Source organism: Sphingomonas sp. ABOLH, assembly GCF_003951715.1.
In the GTDB taxonomy this organism is placed as follows: Bacteria; Pseudomonadota; Alphaproteobacteria; order Sphingomonadales; family Sphingomonadaceae; genus Sphingomonas; species Sphingomonas hankookensis_A.
In genome coordinates this window covers 1-4599 of the sequence record NZ_QQWV01000083.1, presented here as the reverse complement: position 1 = coordinate 4599, position 4599 = coordinate 1, and the positions used below count along the sequence as shown (strand labels likewise).

Annotated in this window: 3 protein-coding genes; 2 read left to right on the top strand and 1 reads right to left on the bottom strand. The window is 62.5% G+C overall.

Going from position 1 to position 4599, the window contains the following annotated elements; genetic code table 11:
* Nucleotides 1–57: 57 nt before the first annotated feature.
* Nucleotides 58–3015: a Tn3 family transposase gene (locus CA237_RS19105; RefSeq protein WP_031286087.1), complete on the bottom strand. Its 2958-nt coding sequence runs from the start codon at nt 3013–3015 to the stop codon at nt 58–60.
* A 139-nt stretch (nt 3016–3154) separates the two neighbouring features.
* Between CA237_RS19105 and CA237_RS19100 the strand changes: the two genes are divergently transcribed.
* Entirely contained in the window at nt 3155–3706 is a 552-nt protein-coding gene (locus CA237_RS19100; RefSeq protein ID WP_004213210.1) for a recombinase family protein, read from the top strand.
* On the top strand, nt 3703–4488 hold the full coding sequence (locus tag CA237_RS19095) for an SDR family NAD(P)-dependent oxidoreductase (RefSeq protein ID WP_004213209.1): 786 nt from the start codon (nt 3703–3705) through the stop codon (nt 4486–4488). Before CA237_RS19100 ends, CA237_RS19095 begins: the two co-directional genes overlap by 4 nt.
* Nucleotides 4489–4599 lie beyond the last annotated feature (111 nt).

Sequence of the window (4599 nt, the reverse complement as noted above, 5' to 3'; positions counted from 1 at the left end):
GGGGTGACTACACGAAAGTGACGTATCTGCACGGAAAGGGCGAACGGATAGCGAACGTCACGCGGCAAGTAGGGAGTTGACGGCGCGCAGCGGTCGCAAGGCGTCCGGATCGGGTTGATCTTCAACATTCCAGCTATAGTCACCGGTCAGCGAGATATGCTCCCAGCCCAATGGCGCGATGTGGCGTGCGATTTCGTCGGCTGTGCCGATGTCCGCCAGCGCCATTTCGAGATAGCGAGTGTTCCACAAGATGATGGCGGCGACGAGCAGGTTGAGGCCGGAGGCGCGATAGGTCTGGTTCTCGAACCGACGATCGCGCAGTTCGCCGAGCTGGTTGAAGAAGAGCGCGCGGGCGAGCGCGTTGCGGGCTTCGCCTTTGTTGAGGCCCGCCTGGGTGCGCCGGCGCAGGTCGATGTCGCGCAGCCAGTCGAGCATGAAAATGGAGCGTTCGAGGCGGCCCAGCTCGCGTAGTGCGAGGGCCAGTCCGTTCTGTCGCGGATAGGCGGACAAGCGGCGCAGCATTGCCGAAGCAGTGACGGTGCCGGTGCGGATCGACGTGGCGAACCGCAGCAGTTCGTCCCAATGCGCCGCGACATGACCCAATGCGATCGGTTCGGCCGTCATGCCGGCAAGCAAGGGGCCGGATTCTTGGCCGGGAAGGAGGTGTAAACGACGCTCCTTGATGTCGCGCAGGCGCGGCGCGAAGCGGTAGCCGAAGAAGGGCATGAGGCCGAACACATGGTCCGATGCCCCGCCCGTATCGGTGTAGTGCTCCTCGATCGTCAGGCCGGTCTGGTGATACAGCAAGCCATCCAGCACATAGGGCGCTTCGCCAGCGGTCGCCGCGATCACCCGACTTGCGAAGGGGTCATATCGATCCGAGACATGGGTGTAGAAGGCAACGCCTGGTTCGTTGCCGCTGCGCGCGTTGATGTCGCCGATCGCGGCCCCACGGCCCCCGGCATGAAATTGCTGTCCGTCGCTCGATGAAGTGGTGCCGTCTCCCCACAGCGCGGCGAGCGGCATGGCGCGATGGGCGTCGATCAGCCTTCCCAACGCTTCGCCATAGGCGGCTTCGCTGATGTGCCAGTCGTGAAGATGGGCGAGCTGACGCAGACTTGCGCCCCGGCAGGTTTCCGCCATGCGTGTGAGGCCGAGATTGATGCCATCGGCGAGGATGACCGTGAGCAGCGCATTGCGATCGTCGGCTTCCCGGCCCGAACGACGATGGATGAAGCATTCGCTGAACCCGGTCCAGGCATCGACCTCCAGCAGAAGATCGGTGATCTTCACGCGCGGCAGTCGATCATAGGCGGCGCGACGGGCAATCTCGGTGGCGGGCGGTGTTGCCGCCTTCAGCGGCGAGATGATGAGACCGTTTTCGTCAAGCTTAACCTGGGGCAGCTCCCCTTGCCGTGCAAGGACCGTTACCTGCTCGATCGCCGTGTCGAGCCTGGTGCGCCGTTCCTCGATATGGCGCTCGAAATCCGTTTCGATGGCGAGCGGCAACGGCCCCTTCTCGCGCAGCGCCGCAAAGGTCGCCGGCGGTATGAGATAGCTGTCGAAATCGCGAAACTGCCGGCTTCCCGCGACCCATATATCCCCGGCTCGCAACCGCTCGCGTAGTTGCGACAAGGCGCATAGTTCATAAGCGGCACGATCAACGATGCCATCCCGCAGGACGAACGGGCGCCATGCGGGCGGCACAAAGCGTAGCGGCACGCGATCAGGCAAGCGCCGTTTGCCGGTCCGATATAGCTCCGCGATGATGGCCAGCGCTGACAGGAGCCCCTGAACCGCGCCGGCGCCGCGAAACTCGAAGGCGTTGAGAAAAGCGCCGACAAAGAGCTTCACCGTCCGATGCCGCTCGATCAATTCGGCGGTGCGATCGACGGTTTCCGGTCGCCCGAGCACTTCGGCCTGCTCGACGGCCACGGCGAAGTGCTGCCAGTCCAGCGCCTCGATCTGCGCCAGAGAATCCACGCCCTTGCTGCGCGCGTCGATGAGGAGGCGGCAAGACCCCGTGAGCGTCCGGAGGTGGCCTTGCAACTCGCGCACCGTCTTGAGGGCTTTGTCGCGGGTCCGGTTCTCGGCGCGGCGCGCCATGCTGCCCAACAGCTTGTCGAACATCGTCAGGGTGGCGTCGGTCAGGCTTTCCTCAAGCCGGATGCCGGTTGCCGCCAGCGTCGCATGGCGGCGCAGGGCATTGAGTTCGCCAAGGTGCTGGGGTGTGATGCGGCTGCCTTCGTCCGCCAGCCTGTCAAAAGTCAAAGCCGGGATCATGTCGGCACGGGCGCGATCGAGGCCCAGCGCGCGGATATAGGCGAGCCGTTCGATCAGGCGCAGGATGTTGCGCGCTGCCGGCGATTGTGGCGCATTGCGCATCCAGGATAGCCATGTCGCGACCTGCCCCGGTCGTCGGGCCAGCAAATCGTCCAGGCCCTGAAGGGTGTCAGGCAGCAGGCCATTCGTGAGCACTTCATAGGTAAGCTGTTCGGCTTGCTGGCGCGCCCGCCGCAGCACCGCTTCGAGAATCGACGGAGAAGGCAGGAGGATCTGCAGGCGCCGGAGTTCATCGACGATGACGTCTGCCATCTGGCCGGGGTGTATGATGGTCTGCGCGATTGGGACCGAGAAGGCGACAACTTCACGGAAAGCGTTGCGGTCAAAAATCCTGAACCCGTGCGATCGTCGGATTTCGACGAGATGCTCGCGACGGGTCTGGTCCCGATGGGCATAATCCGCGAAGGCTGCCGGCGCGACGCCGAGTTGCTGCGCCACATAGGCGAGCACAGGAGCGGGCGGGACTTCGCCCGCTTCCAGCGCACGGCCAGGCCATCTCATATATAGCATGAGCATCGCATAGCCGAGCCGGGTGGCATCGCCGCGACGGCGGCCGACAATTTCCAGGTCGTCGCTGGTCAGCGTATAATGACGCGCGATCTCGCGCTCATCGAGCGGCGCGCCATAATGCCTCGCCCAGATTTCCAGGCTCACCAGTCGCCGTCTCGCCAAGCATCATCTCCTTCGCTTTGCGTGTCCGTCAGACGGTCCTCTGGCGGCCAACAGGAATATGTCCGTTAACTCTGGACCTGTAACGGCGATTCGGACAAGATCGCATAATGACGGGAAAACGGACAGGATCGGGCATCATGTGGCGCTGATCGGCTATGCGCGCGTCTCGACCGCAGACCAGAAGCTGTCGCTCCAGCTTGACGCGCTGAACACTGCCGGGTGCGACCGTATATTCGACGATCACGCATCCGGGGCAAAAGCCGATCGGCCTGGCCTAACCGAAGCGCTCGCCTATTTGCGCCCCGGCGACACGCTGGTGGTCTGGAAACTCGACCGCCTCGGCCGCTCGATGAGCCACCTGATCGAGAAGGTCGGCGAGCTTGCGGCGCGCGGCATCGGGTTCCGCTCACTCACCGAGAATATCGACACCACCACTTCGGGCGGCATGCTGGTGTTCAACATCTTCGGCTCGCTGGCCCAATTCGAGCGTGACCTGATCCGTGAACGCACTCATGCCGGCCTCAAGGCCGCACGCGAGCGGGGCAACAAGGGTGGTCGCCGGCCTGTCGTTACCCCCGACAAACTACGTAAAGCGCGGGCGCATATCGCAGCGGGCCTCACTGTTCGTGAGGCGGCGGCCCGGCTCAAGATCGGCAAAACCGCCCTATACAAGGCTCTGGAAAACGCGTGAAACCGCTGGCGATCAAGAACTCGTGGGTGCTGGTCACAGGGGCTTCGACCGGTTTGGGCAGAGCGTCCGCCCTCCGCTTGGCGGCATCGTACCAGGCCAAGCCCCTGATTGTTGGACGAAGGCTCGACAACTTGCGGGAGCTACAGACCGAAATTGACGAGCGGTTCAATGTGCCGTGCGAGATTATAGTGGCTGATCAACGTGAAATCGAGGGCAGGGAGAAAATCGCGGCTAAGGTTGCAGAATTGCAAGTAACAGCCGCTTTGTTGGTTGCCGGAATGACGAGCGTTGGTTCATTTGATGCAGGCCGTGCCGACACTTATGCCGAGGTAATTGAAACAAACATACTCGGTTTCACGGATTTGCTGGCTCGCCTGATTGCGATTTTCAGGGAGCAGCCGTTTGAATCCTCAGTAATCGCCGTGTCGAGCCTGGCGGGCGAAACATCCGTGCCCTTCCAAGCGGTCTACGGCGCGTCGAAAGCCTATGTGAGCACCCTCATGCGAGCGCTTTCCGTGGAGCTTGCCGGGACGGGAGTGAGTGTTGGGTCTTTTGCACCCGGTGGAATCGACACAGACATGGCTGCCCTCAGCGATTTGAAGTGGGGGAGGTTGGGTTTGATGGACGTTGACCGGTGCGCGGCCCATGCAGTCCACGCTCTGGTTTATCGGCAATCCTTCGCCATACCGGGGATGGGCAACCAGCTCACATATTTGGCGAGCAGGGTTCTACCTCGATCGTTGGTCAATCGGATTGCCGCCCTCCCATATCGGCGCCCGTAGGGCGGCACCACATAAAAGGGGCAGGAAAGCCTGCGAATAGCATCTGCTGGCATCGTACCGGATTTGTTCGCCCTTAGCGTGCAGATACGTCACTTTCGTGTAGTCACCCCT